General features: G+C 59.5%; 12 protein-coding genes. 10 read left to right on the forward strand and 2 right to left on the reverse strand.

Annotated features, from left to right (window positions below; all coding sequences use genetic code 11):
- Positions 1–187 precede the first annotated feature (187 nt).
- From MHY08_RS11240 to MHY08_RS11265, 6 genes are all read left to right on the forward strand, one after another.
- Entirely contained in the window at positions 188–1,081 is an 894-nt protein-coding gene (locus tag MHY08_RS11240) for a phosphoribosylaminoimidazolesuccinocarboxamide synthase (RefSeq protein WP_204611002.1), read from the forward strand.
- A gap of 39 nt (positions 1,082–1,120) precedes the next feature.
- Positions 1,121–3,244 (forward strand): S9 family peptidase, encoded by a 2,124-nt coding sequence (locus MHY08_RS11245; protein ID WP_204611003.1) that lies wholly within the window; start codon positions 1,121–1,123, stop codon positions 3,242–3,244.
- 56 nt (positions 3,245–3,300) lie between these two features.
- Positions 3,301–3,984 carry a DUF2334 domain-containing protein gene (locus tag MHY08_RS11250; RefSeq protein WP_005325788.1) on the forward strand — a complete coding sequence of 228 codons (684 nt, stop codon included), beginning with the start codon at positions 3,301–3,303 and terminating at the stop codon, positions 3,982–3,984.
- Between the two features lie 283 nt (positions 3,985–4,267).
- Positions 4,268–4,753: a hypothetical protein gene (locus MHY08_RS11255; protein ID WP_204611007.1), complete on the forward strand. Its 486-nt coding sequence runs from the start codon at positions 4,268–4,270 to the stop codon at positions 4,751–4,753.
- Positions 4,753–5,349 carry a hypothetical protein gene (locus MHY08_RS11260; RefSeq protein ID WP_150850749.1) on the forward strand — a complete coding sequence of 199 codons (597 nt, stop codon included), beginning with the start codon at positions 4,753–4,755 and terminating at the stop codon, positions 5,347–5,349. Before MHY08_RS11255 ends, MHY08_RS11260 begins: the two co-directional genes overlap by 1 nt.
- Positions 5,350–5,359: 10 nt before the next feature.
- Entirely contained in the window at positions 5,360–5,995 is a 636-nt protein-coding gene (locus MHY08_RS11265) for a hypothetical protein (RefSeq protein WP_204611009.1), read from the forward strand.
- Here MHY08_RS11265 and MHY08_RS11270 read toward each other — a convergent pair.
- Both MHY08_RS11270 and MHY08_RS11275 read right to left on the reverse strand, forming a co-directional pair.
- A complete protein-coding gene (locus tag MHY08_RS11270; protein ID WP_204611011.1) occupies positions 5,992–7,182 on the reverse strand; it encodes a hypothetical protein in 1,191 nt (396 codons plus the stop codon). The two genes, MHY08_RS11265 and MHY08_RS11270, sit on opposite strands and share 4 nt — an antisense overlap.
- A 142-nt stretch (positions 7,183–7,324) precedes the next feature.
- Positions 7,325–10,099: an ExeM/NucH family extracellular endonuclease gene (locus tag MHY08_RS11275; RefSeq protein WP_239236714.1), complete on the reverse strand. Its 2,775-nt coding sequence runs from the start codon at positions 10,097–10,099 to the stop codon at positions 7,325–7,327.
- A gap of 232 nt (positions 10,100–10,331) precedes the next feature.
- On the opposite strand from MHY08_RS11275, the gene purS reads away from it, so the two are divergent.
- The 4 genes from purS (at position 10,332) to MHY08_RS11295 (ending at position 14,494) form a co-directional block, all read left to right on the forward strand.
- A complete protein-coding gene (gene purS / locus MHY08_RS11280) occupies positions 10,332–10,574 on the forward strand; it encodes a phosphoribosylformylglycinamidine synthase subunit PurS (protein ID WP_150850979.1) in 243 nt (80 codons plus the stop codon).
- Positions 10,575–11,258 carry a phosphoribosylformylglycinamidine synthase subunit PurQ gene (gene purQ / locus MHY08_RS11285; protein ID WP_239236715.1) on the forward strand — a complete coding sequence of 228 codons (684 nt, stop codon included), beginning with the start codon at positions 10,575–10,577 and terminating at the stop codon, positions 11,256–11,258.
- A 13-nt stretch (positions 11,259–11,271) separates the two neighbouring features.
- A complete protein-coding gene (gene purL / locus MHY08_RS11290) occupies positions 11,272–13,581 on the forward strand; it encodes a phosphoribosylformylglycinamidine synthase subunit PurL (protein WP_239236716.1) in 2,310 nt (769 codons plus the stop codon).
- A gap of 262 nt (positions 13,582–13,843) precedes the next feature.
- Entirely contained in the window at positions 13,844–14,494 is a 651-nt protein-coding gene (locus MHY08_RS11295) for a hemolysin III family protein (protein WP_239236718.1), read from the forward strand.
- The last annotated feature ends 147 nt before the right edge of the window (positions 14,495–14,641 follow it).

Below are 14,641 nucleotides of genomic sequence, written 5' to 3' on the forward strand. Positions count from 1 at the left end.
TCAAATAGTTCAACCAACTGCTCCCGCTGATGCTCACTCACCAAACTTCGAGCTCTCAATGAAAACTACTCCCCACTAATCGGAAACTGATTTCTCAGTCCAACTAATGGGGAGCAGTTCACACGCGGATTTCGGGGCTTATTTGATCGAAACGTGCTCGCTACCCCTGGGCGCTAGAATAAAGGTCATGCGACCTGAGCTTTCTTCTTATAACCATCTTGCCTCCGGCAAGGTCCGCGATATCTACGATGTAGACGAGAACACCCTGTTGATGGTGGTCTCGGACCGCATCTCGGCCTACGATCACGCCCTCGAACCGGCCATCCCGGACAAGGGCCGCGTGCTGACCGCAACCTCGAAGTTCTTCTTCGACTCCATCGATTTCCCCAACCACCTGGCCGGCCCGCTCGATGATGAGCGCATCCCCGCCGAGTGCCTCGGCCGCGCGATGGTGGTCAAGAAACTGGATATGCTGCCCTTCGAGTGCGTGGCCCGCGGCTTCCTCACCGGTTCCGGCCTGAAGGAGTACAAGGCCAACGGCACCGTGTGCGGTATCGAGCTGCCGGAGGGCCTGGTTGAGGCTTCCCGCCTGCCCGAGCCCATCTTCACCCCGGCCACCAAGGCAGAACAGGGCGAGCACGATGAGAACGTCTCCTTCGACTACGTGGTGGACAAGCTGGGCGCCGAGCGCGCCGAGGAGCTGCGCGCGGCCACCCTCCGCATTTACTCCGAGGCCGCCGCGCTCGCGGAGGAGAAGGGCATTATCCTCGCCGATACCAAGTTCGAGTTCGGCCTAGACCAAGACGGCACCCTCGTGCTGGCCGATGAGGTCCTTACCCCAGATTCCTCCCGCTACTGGCCGGCCGATTCCTACGTGGAGGGCGAGGTCCAGCCGTCCTTCGACAAGCAATACGTGCGCAATTGGCTGACTTCCGACGCCTCCGGATGGGATCAAGCCGCTGACGGCACTCCGCCCCAGCTTCCCGACGACGTCGTTTCCGCTACCCGCCTGCGCTACATCGAGGCCTATGAGCGGCTTTCCGGCGAGCGCTTTGCGGACTTCCTCTCGCCCGAGGCCTAGCTCTCGCTCTACGGGGCGCCACGCGTACAGTGGGGCGGCATGAGCAACGAGAATCTTTCCGCCCCCGTGGCCGCCGTCCACCCCGTGACCCGTTCCTTCCACGGACGCGAGTTCGTGGATAACTACGAGTGGCTGCGCGATAAGGAATCCCAGGAAACCCTGGATTACCTCAACGCAGAAAATGATTACACCAAGGCGAAGACCGCGCACTTGGATGAGATGACGGAAAATATCTTCCAGGAGATTAAGTCCCGCATCAAGCAAACCGATATGTCCGTGCCTTCTCGCCGCGGCGATTACTGGTATTACGGCCGCACCGAGGAGGGCAAGAGCTACGGCTACTCCTGCCGCCTCCCAGTAGAGGAGGGGGCTGACCCATGGACTGCCCCGGTTATCCCAGAGGAAGGCACCCCGGCAGGTGAGGAGATTATCCTCGACGCCAACGCGCTGGCGGAGGGCAAGGACTTTTTCGCCCTCGGCGCCGCCTCCATCTCTGATTCCGGCCGCTACCTGGCCTATTCCGTGGACTTCGCCGGCGACGAGCGCTTCGAGCTCTACATCAAGGACTTGGAAAGCGGCGCGCTTCTCGACGACCACCTCAAGGGCATCTTCTACGGCGCCACCTGGGCCGGCGACGGCTATATCTTTTACACGACCGTCGACGAGGCATGGCGCCCTGACGCCATCTGGCGCCACAAGGTCGGCACCGCGCAGTCCGAAGACGTGCAGGTGTTCAAGGAAGAAGACGAACACTTCAACGTCGGCATCGGCAGCGCTCGCTCCGATAAATACCTCTTCCTTGGCGTGAGCTCCAAGGTGACCTCTGAGGTGTGGGTCCTCGAAGAAGACAACCCCGAGGGTGAATTCCGCCTGCTGTGGGAGCGCGAATCCGGCGTGGACTACGACGTCGACCACGCCGTCGTTAAGGGCGAGGATTACTGGATCGTCACCCACAACGCCACCGGCCCCAATTTCGAGGTCGGCTATACCAAGGCCAAGGATGAGCTGCCCGCCCTACGCGAGCTGCCGACGCTTCTGCCGCACGAGGAAACCACCCGCATCGAGGGCGTGGACACCTACCGCGATCAGATTGTGGTGGGCTACCGCCGCGGCGGCATCGGCCGCGCCGCCATCATGCGTGTGAACGACGGCTTTAGCGAATTCGAAGAGCTCAACTTCGACGAAGAACTCTTCACCGTGTCTGTATCCGGTAACCCCGAGTGGGACGCACCGGTGCTGCGCGTGAGCTACGTGTCTTTCACCCAGCCCTCCCAGCTCTTTGATTACCGCGTGGATACCGGCGAATTTACCCTGCTCAAGGAGCAGGAGGTTCCCGGCGGTTATAACCCGGATGACTACGTGGCCTACCGCCTGTGGACCACGGCTGCCGACGGCACCGAAATCCCCGTCTCCATTGTCCACCGCGCGGATCTCGACCGCACCCAGCCGAATCCGACCCTGCTCTACGGCTACGGTTCCTATGAGGTCAGCGTGGATCCGGCTTTCTCCGTTACCCGCCTGTCCCTCATGGATCGCGGCATGATCTTCGCCGTGGCCCATGTCCGCGGTGGCGGCGAGATGGGCCGCACCTGGTACGACGACGGCAAGATGCTCAAGAAGAAGAACACCTTCACCGATTTCATCGATGTCGCCGATGACCTCATCGCCCGCGGCGTGACCACCGCGGATCAGATGGTGGCCGAGGGCGGCTCTGCCGGCGGCATGCTCATGGGCGCGATTGCCAATATGGCCCCGGATCGCTTCACCGCCATCCAGGCCGTCGTGCCGTTCGTGGATCCGCTGACCTCCATCCTCATGCCGGAGCTGCCACTCACGGTCCCTGAATGGGAAGAGTGGGGCGACCCGTACCACGATCCAGAGGTCTATGACTACATGAAGTCCTACTCGCCGTATGAAAATATCGAGGCTAAGGACTACCCGGACATTCTGGCTATCACCTCGCTCAATGACACTCGCGTACTCTACGTTGAGCCGGCCAAGTGGATCGCCCAGCTGCGAACGACGGCCACCGGCGGCGAGTTCTTGCTCAAGACCGAAATGGCCGCAGGCCATGGCGGCGTGTCCGGGCGCTATGAAAAGTGGCGCCAGAATGCCTTCGAGTACGCGTGGACCATCAACAAGGCCACTGGCTTGGAGAAGTAAAACCCGGATAGGGGGCCAACGCGCGAATCCTGAATTCCTGTGCGATAATTTTCCTTATGAATGGCCACCTTCTGGTATCTATCTCCAGCATCTTTGATGACACACGGAAGCAGGCTAGCCGGCTCCTCTCGATCCTTGATCGAGAGGAGATTCCTGTTTCCCTGCTGATTGCCCCGCATATCGACGGCAACTGGCACCTCGCCAAAGACAAAGACACCAAAAAGTGGCTTCAAGACCAAGCCGATGCCGGCCGCGTTCTTATCCTGAACGGTTTCGATCGTTCAGTGCAGGGCCGCCGCGCGGAATTCGCCAACCTCGATTCACACGAGGCGAAGCTGCGCCTCGCCGGAGCTACCCGCCAGATGGCCAAGATCGGCTTCGAGCCCACCATCTTTGCTCCCCCTCGCTGGCGCATGTCGCCCGGTACCTTGCAGGTTTTACCGCAGTTCAAGTTTGAGGTAGCCGCTTCCACCCGCGGCATCCTCCAGATTAATTCCGGTAAGTTCCACCAGGCCCGCAACCTGTCCTTCGGTGAAGGCTTTGGTTCCGCCAAGTGGTGGCGCAAGAACATTATTCGCGCTGCTGAGCGCTCTGCCCAGCGTGGTAATACGGTCCGCCTTTCGGTTTCCGGCCGCAACCTGGATGACCGCAAAGTTATCAATGACTTCGTCAAAGCCGCCGACCGGGCCATCAACGCCGGCGCGACCCCTGCCGATTACGGCGCATACCTTCCGAAATAGTCCGGACATTCCCTCGCCAGAGGCTCCGCGGAGCATCTGACGAGGGATTTTTGCTGCCTAAGCCCAGCTTCGCGAGTTTCGTCCATATAAAAGTCCATTTCCGTCGACGAAAGCGGTGGTTTATATGGACGAAAATCGTGAAATTGCTGATCTCAGCTGCACCAGTGCGAAGCAGTATCTGCTAGTGGCAGGCTGTCTCATGCATTGCGAAGTTGAGAAATGCAGACAAAATGCATTTACACTTTGAAGGGTGTATCTCTCTCCCTTACTATCTCGACCCCGTGTGCTGCTTGTGAGCCTCTGCATCATTCTGCTCGCATTAACTGCGATTGCCGGCGGATTCAAGCCTCGCGAGGGAGGAGATATCCCTACCTACGACTTGAGTGATGACCCCGTTATCGAGGGAGAAGGACTAACTTTTTCCTTTGAGGGAGTGGGTACGCGCCAGCAAATCATAGAGCCCAAGGAACTGACTGTTATAAAGGTGAAAATTACGAATCATCTGGATAGGGCGTTTTATCCTCGTGAGGTGCTGGGCACAAACCCGGAGGGGCGATTTTCTAAGCAGAGCGGGGAAAAGTTCAGTGTGTTTCGGGCAGGGAGTCGTCGGGGCGGCAGCATTTTGGGGCCAAGTATGAGTGCCCAGTATGAAATTGAGAAGTCCGGAAATGATGGTTTCTATCTATTCGATATTGTGCCAACCCCTAACTATCGAGGTTTCGTAAACAGTACGCTTCAAGGGAAACCACTGGCGAAGGTGCATTTCTAATGAAGCAACTGAATACGCCTATTTTGCGCAAGATTCTGTGGGGCCTTGTCATCATTGGCCTAGTGGTGGGTAGTGCGTATTTTCAGGATTTTTCTCGGGTCGAGCGGGTGAGCGAACATCGAGTAAAGATTAAAGGCGAGCTCAATGAAAAGGTCGCGGTAAACGGATTTGGAGAATTCCAGGTTAAGGGAATGCAACCATTTTCGAATCTGGAAGATGCCCACTCTGAGGGAATCTTCGTGCAGATTGAGGTTGCACAGAAGTTGACTCTGGAAAACACGGGGAGAGCAAGCTATTCCTTGCTAAGTAGGCAAGACAATGTATTTCTTTCTGTAGCGCACACGGGAAACTGTAATCCCAACACCCGCTATGTTGTGGTTTCTTGCCGCCCCATTTTTGAAATACCTGTGGACCAGCTGGAAGGAGCGGAGCTTGTGATCTCATTGACCCGCTGGGACGGGAAGTTCAACTTTGCTGAACCACAAATCCGAATTCCATTGCAGGTTGATTCTGAAAAGGCGACAAGCTTGGCAGAGGAAGCACAGGGAAGGACCATCCATCTTCCTGAGTTTGACGAGGGAGTATTGCTTGATTAGGCGGTTCGCATTGTTGTTTTTCGGAAGCCTAACCCTACTTTTGTCTTCGGGCTTACCGCTCTATTTCTTCTTCGGCAACGGGGGTAGCAGTGAGGCGGACTGGAACGGTCGGGTTGGAGAAATGTGGGCTTTAGGGCCTCAATTTGGAAGCGGGTTAGGTGGTCAGCCCGAGATTGGTGTTAAGTCGGCTGAAATTATGGAAACGTCTTACGCGGTGGACACCTATGGCAATAAATACAGGGTATTCGCCGCTGAAATTACGTGGAATGATGCTTCCGTACAGTCAGAGTTCTCGTGCAAAGTTTCCTATATTAATGACCGGAATCAGCAAGAATGGCGGTTAAGAACTACTGCTCCTGCTGTGGAATACGGAGGCGAAATTGAACTTCCGAAGACATTTGTCCCTCGTGGCAGCTTCTTCTCAACACACAGAGAAGACGCATGCGGAATTTTGCGCGACCAACAATTTTCGGCAAAACATCACCGTGAGCAGGACGGACCGGCTTCTCCCTCAGAGCAAGATACGCGCAGAAGCGTTACCGAGTACATTCCGCTGCCGGAAGATTTAGAAATCGACCGGATCATCGTTGAAGTAAATAAGCCAGGAGACGTTGACGGAGACAAGTCAGAGTTTGCCGTTAACTAAGTCCATTGTGGTTTGCGCAGCCGATTAATGATGCTCCCTTGGCACCGGTCTGCGGTCACGCAACTGAGGACGGTGATGACTGCAAGTGCTAAGACTTTTCCGAACGGAAGCAGCGAATATTTGATGTAAAACCGCGGCCCAGGCGCAGTAATTGGCCCGAAAATAAGATCTAACAGCCAGCGCCACAGGTTTTCCGGAACCCAAAATAGATTGAAGTAGAAGCAGAGGAGCGCTACTGCAAATGGTCCTATTGAGAACAACAAAAGTACTGTTTCACGAGTGGCCTGAAGGAACGTAAACGTTTGCCGGGATACCAATTGTGGGGCCATTGCCCACTCGTCCCGTGTTTGGGGAAAGGGTGAGTTCTCGTCCAGAATAATGCTTTTACGCAGGACTAATTGGACAAATATTATCCACGAAACGGGCAGCACTAAGACTGTCGAAAATAGAAAAGCGATGCCTTCCTTCAGTGGTTCCACGCCAGAGAAGAAGTCTTTTCCGGATTCCCACCAATCCCAGAAATGAAATTGTTGTGGCCAAGAGTATTCACCGGCAGCAAAGTTTTTCAGCCAGGTAGTAAGGGTAAATGCCCACAACACTTCACAGTAGGCCAATAACCATGCGCACACGAGATTCTTACGTCCCAGCCCCGACCACCTCAAAAGCATCCGCACTATGACGGCCGCGCAGAACACCACAATAGTTGAGCGTTCGTCATAGCTGGGGTCGACTTGGAGGGAGTCGAAGTATTCAGCGCTTCCTGCCCGCAGCTCGATGATCGGCATTCGGCGATCGATAAAGTCATCCTCATACCAACCAGTGGATAGGTATATAGCGATAAATGGAAGTATTAACGCACCGGTGGAATGGAGGAGGTATCTAAATCGATTTTCTTCGGGTACCGCGAATTTTAGGTGGACTAGATCCTTTTCGATGATCCATATGGCAACAATTGCCCCAGACATGATGGCGAGAGCGGCAAAAGGGAGGGTCAGAGTACTGAGAATCGGATGGATAAATGTCAGGGCTACGGAGCCCCATAGAAGGATCCTGTTCAGTGCAACGGCCAAAACTAAGGTGCCAAATAACGCGAGCCAATTGTTCTTGAGGACGCGGAGAAAGTCTTGGGGAACGTAGCGGAGCTCGTCCGCCTTCCGCCGAAAATCAGAAGCTACTTCCTGGATCATTTGCTTTGACACATGGAGCGCAGAGAAGCGCTCGGGGTAGGGGATAGGGCAGATTCAGGATACATCTTTTGAGGCCTAACTGAATGGAAAGTCCCTGCTCTACATAGGAAGAGCAGGGACTTCTATAGGCCGGCAAAGGTGATTAGCGCTGCAGGCTAGTGATGAAGTTCTTCACTTCCTTTGGCAGCATGACCCAGATGGGGGCCGGGATGGCTTTGTGGAGGTTGCCGGTCACGGCGAGGAAACCAGGGATGGCGACGAGGCCGGCGATGGCGGCGATGGCGGCGGCGATGCCTGCACTGACGGAGCTGGTGCTGGAGCTAGAGCCGGAGGCAGGCTTATCCGGCTTTTCAGAAGGGTTATCGGAGGGCTTGTCCTCTGGCTTACCTGGCTCATCGGAAGGCTCGTCTGCAGGATTGTCTGCAGGATCGTCTGGCTGGCCGGCGGAGTCGTCCTCGCCGAGGGTGAAGCCGACCTTGACCGGGTCGTGGTCGGAGGCGCGGAATGGGGAGTCATCGTAGAAGTCCACGATGTTGTAGTTGCGGCGGGAGTATTCAAAGGCGACGGGTTCGTCGGCGTTGATGTTCCACACTTGGGCGTCGTCAAGCGTGCCGGTGGCAACCTTATTGGCCAGCACGTGGTCGAGGGTGCCAAGCAGGCCGGAGAACTGGTAGGAGGGGTCAGCCTCGTACTTTTCGGCGGGGACGGTGAAGCCATCGTTGCGGAAGACATCGAGCGCGGCCTCGTGGGTGTAGGTGTTGAAATCACCCAGGGCGAAAAGCGGCTTGTCCTTCCAGTCTTCTTGCTTCTTCAGCGCATCGAGCACGGCCTGGGCCTGTGCGTTGCGAACGTTCGGGTTATTGCCCTGGCCGTCGCCGGAGTCGGCGTCGCCCTTGGCTACCGAGCCCTTGGACTTGAAGTGGTTGGCCACGGCAACGAAGGATTCCTCGCCCTCCTTCAGCGGTTGGAATTCTTGGGCGAGTGGCTCGCGGGCGGTGCCGGTGAAGCGATCGTCTTGGAAGATGCGGGATTCGCCGACGGGCTTGACCACATCCTTGTGGTAGATGAACGCGGTGCGGATGACATCCGGGGAGCTTGGTACGGCGTCTTGGGAAGGGGAGGGGACAAAGCCCCACTTATCGGAGCCGGCGGCCTCGTTGAGCTTTTCCGTCAGGTGCTTGAGTGCCTTATCGCGCTGGGCGAAGTCACCGGTGACGGCGTAGCCATCTTCGATTTCGGAAAGGCCGATGACATCGGCATCGAGGCCGTTGATGGCGGCGACAATCTTGCGCTCCTGGTCTTCCAGCGCGGATAGGGTATAGGCACCGCGGGTCTTACCGCGGTTGACGGTGACCTTATTGCCCTCGCGGTCGGTGTAGGCGCTGCCGCCGAATTCCTCACCCAGGGAGGTGAAGTAGTTCAGCACGTTGAAGGCGCCGATGGTGTACTCGCCCTTGACGTCATCGATGGCGTGGAGTTCGGCCGCGCGGGAGTCCTCCCAAGAGATGGGCAGGTCTGCGCCCGCGGCGTTGCCGGTGACCGGGGTGGTGGGCTGGAAGCGCCACTGCTCATGAGAGAAGCCCACGATGACGGGGTGCTGGAAGGACACGGTATCGGTGGTGCGCAGGGACTTGATGGTCTGGGCATCATCCTGGGCGATATAGGGCAGCGGGGTATTCTGGTCGGTCTTGAGATAGTCGCGGGTGCGGCCATCGTCCAAGGTGACCAGCTTATCGGCGTTGTCCTTGGTCAGCCTCTGAATATCGGAGTTGGGATCCGTGGAGGGGGAGAAGATATCGGAAGGCTGACGGAGGGCTTCCTTGCCCGGGGCGAGGCCGACCTCGCCGTACTGGTTGAGCGAATAGTTATTGGTCACGGTGTGCTCGCCGGGCTGGATGAGCATGTGCTCGAAGGGCTCGCGGGCCTCGGTGCCTTCGGGAAGCTGGTCCACCTTGAGTGGGGTGACCTTCTCCAGCGGGGTATCGAGCTGCGAGACCGTGGAGGCGGTGAGCTGGGTGGAGCCATAGAACTCGGAGACCTTGCCGGTTACCTCGACGGAATCTTCTAGGGCAGGGTACTGATCCGCCGGCTTATCGCCCATATAGACGAAGATGGCCTGGGAGGCGTCGGTGGCCTCGGCGCCAGTACCACCGGTCTGAATGGTGAAGCCATTGAGTCCGCCTTCGGACCACACGCCGGTGACGACGCCCTCGGTGGCCACGGTCTGGTCCTTGAGCGGGGATTCGGCGCCGGTGCCCTGGATATCGGCGATGGCGGTGACGCCCTCGGGAGCAGGCTGCTCGGGCTCGGCCGGCTCCTCAGGCTGCGGGGCGGGGGCTTCGTTACCGGAGTTGGTCGGGGTAGGCGCTCCGGTGGTGAAATCGGCGGCGTTGTCATCGCTATCGGTGCCCTCGGCATCGCGGGAGGCGGACTTGGCATTGGACAGTCCAGCGGCGGCGGTGCCTTCCTTGAGGGAAGCGGCGCCGTAGCCGATGGCATCGATGGGGGTACCGGTGGCGTCGGCAAGCTGCACGGAGCCCTTGGAGCCGGACATGTTGAGGCTGCCCTCGGCGTCTGGGGTAGGCAGGGCCTCGCCCGCGCCATTGCCGGCCGCGCCCTGCACTAGGAAGTAGCCGTGCGGGGCGATGGTGCCGGAAAGCTCCACCTTGCCGCCGGTATTGCCGGAGGCGGAGAAGTACTCCACGGTGTAGCCGGTCAGGTCAATCGGGGCATCGGTGGGGTTATAGAGCTCGATGAAGTCATGGGTGAAGGCAGCGCCCTTATTGCCGCCTCCCCCGTAGACCTCGGAGATGACTGCGGCGGAGCCATCGGTGGCAGCCGTGGCGGTAGGAACGGCAAGGGCGGCGGAGGACAAGGCGGTGGCAAGTGCCAGCGCGCCGAGGCGGCGAGAAGACATAGATTCAACCTTAAAAAGAGAGCGACAGTGTGCGTTGTCTATTAGTAGAGCGCCGCGCCGGGCAAGGTTGGAAAGCACGCCGAAGTTTGCCAGAGCGTCGTTTGGGGTTCACGTAGAGTTTGCTCAACCGGGGTGAAACCCACACGGCGGGGGTGAGTCTAGGTAAAAGGCGGGGGTGCCAACTAAACTAAGCCGCGCAGACCAAAGCCCCATACAGTAAGGCAAATATTTCATGGCTCGTGTAGTTGTCAATGTCATGCCCAAGGCGGAAATTCTGGATCCGCAGGGCCAAGCCGTCGTCCGCGCGCTGGGTCGCATCGGGGTATCCGGTGTCAGCGATGTGCGCCAGGGAAAGCGCTTCGAGCTCGAAGTCGATGACTCCGTCACCGCAGAGGACTTGGAGAAGGTAGCCGCCACGCTGCTGGCCAATACCGTCATCGAGGACTACGAGGTTGTTGGGCTGGAGGTCAAGTAAGTGACCGCCACAATCGGAGTAATCACTTTCCCCGGAACCCTGGATGATGTGGATGCCGCTCGCGCAGCCCGCACCGCCGGCGCAGAGGTGAAAAGCCTCTGGCACGCAGATAGCGATCTGCACGGCGTGGATGCGGTCGTAGTGCCGGGCGGTTTTTCTTATGGTGACTACCTGCGCTCGGGCGCTATTTCCGCGCTTGCGCCGGTAATGCAGTCCGTTATTGACCGTGCGAAGCAGGGCATGCCGGTGCTTGGCATTTGCAATGGCTTCCAGATTTTGACCGAGGCGGGCCTGCTGCCGGGCGCGCTGACCCGCAATAAGGGCCTGCACTTCCACTGCACCGATACCTACCTGGAGGTGGCCAATTCCACCACCGCATGGACCAGCGAGTTTGAGCAGGGCCAGAAAATTTTGGTGCCGGCCAAGCACGGTGAGGGCCGCTTCCAGGCCGGCGATGATGACATTGCCCGCATCGAAGGCGAGGGCCGCGTGGTCTTCCGCTATACCGATAATTACAACGGCTCCGTCAACGGCATTGCCGGTGTGAGCGATGAATCTGGCCGCATCGTGGGCCTTATGCCGCACCCCGAGCACGCCATTGACACGCTAACCGGCCCATCCACCGACGGACTGGGACTTTTCGTATCCGCCATCAAGGCCGTCGCCCAAGCGCCGGCGGTTTAAGGAGGCCATTTTCATGACCGTTCATAATGACACCGTAGAAAAGGCGCAGTCCACCCCGGACGAGCAGCAGCCCTACGCGGAGCTCGGCCTGAAGGAAGACGAGTACCAGCGCATCCACGATATCCTGGGCCGCCGCCCTACCGATGCGGAGCTGACCATGTACTCCGTTATGTGGTCCGAGCACTGCTCCTATAAGTCCTCTAAGACGCACCTGCGTTATTTTGGCGAGACCATGACCGAGGAGATGGGGGAGAAGATCCTCGCCGGCATCGGTGAGAACGCCGGCGTGGTAGACATCGGAGACAGCAATGCGGTGACCTTCCGCGTGGAGTCCCACAACCACCCCTCCTACGTGGAGCCTTACCAAGGTGCGGCCACCGGCGTGGGCGGCATCGTCCGCGACATTATGGCCATGGGCGCTCGCCCGATTGCTGTGATGGACCAGCTGCGCTTTGGGCCTGCCGACGCCCCCGATACCAAGCGCGTCCTGCCCGGCGTTGTTTCCGGTATTGGTGGCTACGGCAACTCCCTGGGCCTGCCCAATATTGGCGGCGAGACCGTCTTTGATGAGACCTATGCCGGTAACCCGCTGGTCAACGCCCTGTGTGTGGGTACCCTCAAGGTTGATGACCTGAAGCTGGCCTTTGCGTCCGGCAAGGGCAACAAGGTCATGCTCTTCGGCTCCCGCACCGGTCTGGATGGCATCGGTGGCGTGTCCGTGCTGGCTTCCGATACCTTCGAGGACGGCGCCGAACGCAAACTGCCGGCCGTGCAGGTGGGCGATCCCTTCGCAGAGAAGGTTCTCATCGAGTGCTGCCTGGACCTCTACCACGCCGGCGTGGTCGTTGGCATTCAGGACTTGGGCGGCGCGGGCCTGGCCTGCGCCACCTCGGAGCTGGCAGCCTCCGGCGATGGCGGCATGGAGGTCAACCTCGATAACGTGCCGCTGCGCGCGCAGAATATGACCGCGGCCGAGATCCTCGCCTCCGAGTCCCAGGAGCGCATGTGCGCCGTTGTAGCTCCGGAGAACGTGGCGAAGTTCCGCGAAATCTGCGAGCACTGGGACGTCACCTGCGCCGAGATTGGCGAGGTCACCGAGGGCAACCACCTGGTCATCCGCCACCAAGGCGAGGTCGTTGTGGATGCCCCGGCCGGCACCATTGCGGACGAGGCTCCGGAATATGACCGCCCGTATGCCCGCCCGGAGTGGCAGGACGAGCTGCAGAAGTACCAGGGCACCGACAAGCGTGGCCTGGTTGAGTCCCTGCAGAAGCTCGTGTCCTCCCCGGCGCTGTGCTCGCGCGATTTCATCATGAATCAGTACGACCGCTACGTGCGCGGCAATACCGTCCAGTCCCACCATGCGGACGCCGGCGTCCTGCGCATCGACGAGGAGACCGGCCGCGGCGTGGCCGTGTCCGCCGATGCTTCCGGCCGCTACACCAAGCTGGATCCGAACATGGGCGCCCGCCTCGCGCTGGCGGAGGCCTACCGCAACGTTGCCGTCACCGGTGCCAAGCCCGTGGCGATCACCAACTGCCTGAACTACGGTTCCCCGGAAAACCCCGACGTGATGTGGCAGTTCCGCGAGTCTGTGCATGGGCTTGCCGACGCCGCCGTGGAGCTTTCCATCCCCGTCTCCGGCGGCAACGTCTCCTTCTACAACCAGACCGGCGAAGAGCCGATCCTGCCCACCCCTGTGGTAGGCGTGCTGGGCGTTATCGATGACGTACACAAGGCCATCGGCTACGAGCTGGGCACCGTGGGGGAGAAGGAAGTGCTTATCGCCCTGGGTGAGACCAAGGATGAGTTCGGCGGTTCCATCTGGCAGCAGGTCAGCGCCGATACCTCCGATGCTTCCTCCCTCAATGGTCTGCCGCCGCAGGTAGACATGGCCAACGAGAAGCGCCTGGCCGAGTTCTTCCACGGCAATGAGCTGCTCACCGCGGCACACGATATCTCCGAGGGTGGCCTTGCCGTTACCGCCTTTGAGATGGCTAAGCGCGCCGGTGCGACTGCCGACGGCGCCGGCCTCGGCCTCAACTTGGACCTCACCGCGGTCCACGAGGACGAGTTCGTCGCCGCCTTCTCCGAGTCCGCCTCCCGCGTGCTCGTGGCCACCACCGCCGACCGCGCCGATCAGGTCCTTGCCCGCGCCGGCGAGCTGGGCATCCCAGCCGCCATCGTTGGCGAGACCACCGAAACTGGCGCCCTTACCCTCGGCGGCGAGTCCGTCGCCATCTCCCAGCTGGTCTCCGCCTGGTCCGCCACTCTGCCGGACCTCTTCGACCACGCCGTGGGTGCTAACTCCGTAGTGGAGTAAACCGCTCCGCACTCCCGTCGCACAATGACGCGGATACGCGAAATGCCCAGCTTCGGCTGGGCTTTACTTATGGCTAGGCCTCTTACCTGAAAGAAAACGAGATGCTTTTCCAGGAGGTGTCCCTTGAAGGCCTCTGCCTGTGCCCGTACACTTACGGTATCGTAAGTTATCCGTTGTGAGGCAGCAGAAGGGACGTACCGCCGTGGCACAGATCCATGCGGATAGTGCGCCGGGGCTGGGCCTTGTCCAGCGCACTTATTGGATGGCCGATCGAGGGCCAAGGCCGCTGAGCCGTGGCTGGGGACATGCGATTGCAGCATTGCTGTCGGTGATTTCCTCCACCGTGCTCATTACCTATGCGTGGATGACGCTGCAGTGGTGGCAGGGGCTTGGCGTAACTGTTTATGGAGTGGGGCTGGTGGGTCTCTTTGGCGTCTCGGCGCTCTACCACCGCTACCCGTGGGCGAGCGCGCGTGCTGTGCAATGGTGGCGGCGGGCGGACCACGCGACCATCTCGGTGTTTATTGCGGCGACGTATACGCCGCTGTGCCTCATCGTGTTATCGCCGGTACAGGCGGCATGGATGCTAGGCGTTGCCTGGGCAGGAGCGATTCTCGGCGCGATTTTGAACCTGGTGTGGATTAGCCATCCGCGCTGGTTGGACGTGGTGGTCTACCTAGCACTGGGGTGGCTGGTGCTGCCGCTTCTGCCCACGCTGTGGGCGCAGGCGGGAGCCGCTGTGGTCTGGCTGCTCTTTGCCGGCGGCGTGGTGTACTCGCTAGGCGCGCTGGTCTATGGCTTTAAGTGGCCAGGGCGCAATGCGCGCTACTACGGCTACCACGAGCACTTCCACACCGCGACCATCGCGGCCGCGGTGGTGCACCTCGTGGCGGTGTGGATGGTCGTCGTCTAGGGATAGGGCGACTATTAGCACGTCTAGAGAGTGTCTGATGGTTTGTGTGTGGGTACCTAGCCCGCATAAGGAGATGGACCAGAATGACTACTGTGGCGAGACGAGATCCGGCCGATAAGGCCAAGATTGATGCGATTGAGAAGAAGC

The sequence above is a fragment of the Corynebacterium sp. ACRPJ genome (assembly GCF_022347345.1).
Lineage (GTDB): Bacteria > Actinomycetota > Actinomycetes > Mycobacteriales > Mycobacteriaceae > Corynebacterium > Corynebacterium tuberculostearicum_D.